At 36.3% G+C, this 1365-nt stretch carries 1 protein-coding gene and 1 pseudogene; both read left to right on the forward strand.

What is annotated here, in order from left to right:
• Positions 1–111, forward strand: a 111-nt coding sequence (locus MWJ95_RS24300) for a transposase (RefSeq protein ID WP_249107387.1), incomplete at its 5' end; no start/stop codon positions are given.
• A gap of 10 nt (positions 112–121) precedes the next feature.
• A pseudogene (gene tnpB / locus MWJ95_RS24305) lies at positions 122–1254 on the forward strand (IS200/IS605 family element RNA-guided endonuclease TnpB).
• The last annotated feature ends 111 nt before the right edge of the window (positions 1255–1365 follow it).

The following is a 1365-nucleotide window of genomic DNA, read 5'->3' on the forward strand; positions in this document are numbered from 1 at the left end:
AAAAAACTTTGGAAAGAAATGTTCTGGTCAAGAAGTTTTTGTTTGTTAACTACTGGTGGTTCGCCCATTCATGTGGTTAGAAAATACATCGAAAACCAAGGAATGAAGTGAGGTGAAAGCATTGTTAGTCAATAAGGCTTATAAGTTCAAATCTACCCAAATAAAGAGCAGGAAATACTGATTGCGAAAACAATCGGTTGTTCTCGTTTTGTCTTTAATCACTTCTTAGGTAAATGGAATGACGTATACAAAGAAACTGATAAAGGTCTGACTTACAACGCTTGTTCTGCTCAACTGCCGCAGCTCAAAATGGAGCTAGAGTGGTTGAAAGAAGTTGACAGCATTGCTATTCAATCAGCACTTAAAAACCTCGCAGATGCATATAATCGCTATTTCAAAAAGCAGAATGACAAACCACGCTTTAAATCTAAGAAAAACAACGTTCAATCTTATACGACTAAGCATACAAACGGCAATATTGCTATTGTAGATAATAAGATCAAGCTACCAAAGCTCGGTTTTGTTAAGTTTGCCAAAAGTCGTGAGGTAGACGGACGTATTATGAATGTTACTGTTAGACGAAATTCAAGCGGAAAATACTTCGTGTCCATTCTTACAGAAGTGGAAATACAACCACTTGAAAAAGCTGATTCTGCTATCGGTATCGACCTAGGAATTACTGACTTTGCTATCCTTTCTGATGGTCACAAGATTGACAATAATAAGTTCACTTCCAAAATGGAGAAGAATTTAAAACGTGAGCAACGTAAATTATCTAAACGTGCATTAATCGCTAAAAATAAAGGAATCGATCTTCTTGATGCGAAAAACTATCAGAAGCAAAAGCGTAAAGTTGCTAGATTACATGAAAGAGTCATCAATCAACGGGACGACTTCTTAAACAAGTTGAGTACAGAGATCATCAAAAACCACGATATCATCTGTATCGAAGACTTGAACACAAAAGGCATGTTGCGTAACCATAAATTAGCTAAATCAATCTCTGATGTATCTTGGTCTTCTTTTGTATCTAAATTAGAATATAAAGCAACTTGGTATGGCAAAACAATCGTCAAAGTAAGCAGATGGTTTCCATCTAGCCAAATATGTTTTGATTGTGGACATCATGATGGCAAGAAATCGCTTAAAATAAGAGACTGGACTTGTCCTAATTGTCATGCAAACCACGATAGAGATATTAATGCTAGTAAAAATATTCTAGCTGAAGGCTTACGAACATTAGCCTTGGTTTGAAAAATCGAACCGTAGGAATCTACGGAGATAGCTTGGTAAATAAGAGAAACCGCTGTTGGTAAAGAAATACACCAACAAGTATGCTCTGTTCCCAAGAATCTCCCACTTCAA

This window comes from Lysinibacillus sp. Bpr_S20 (assembly GCF_023337835.1).
Lineage (GTDB): Bacteria > Bacillota > Bacilli > Bacillales_A > Planococcaceae > Lysinibacillus.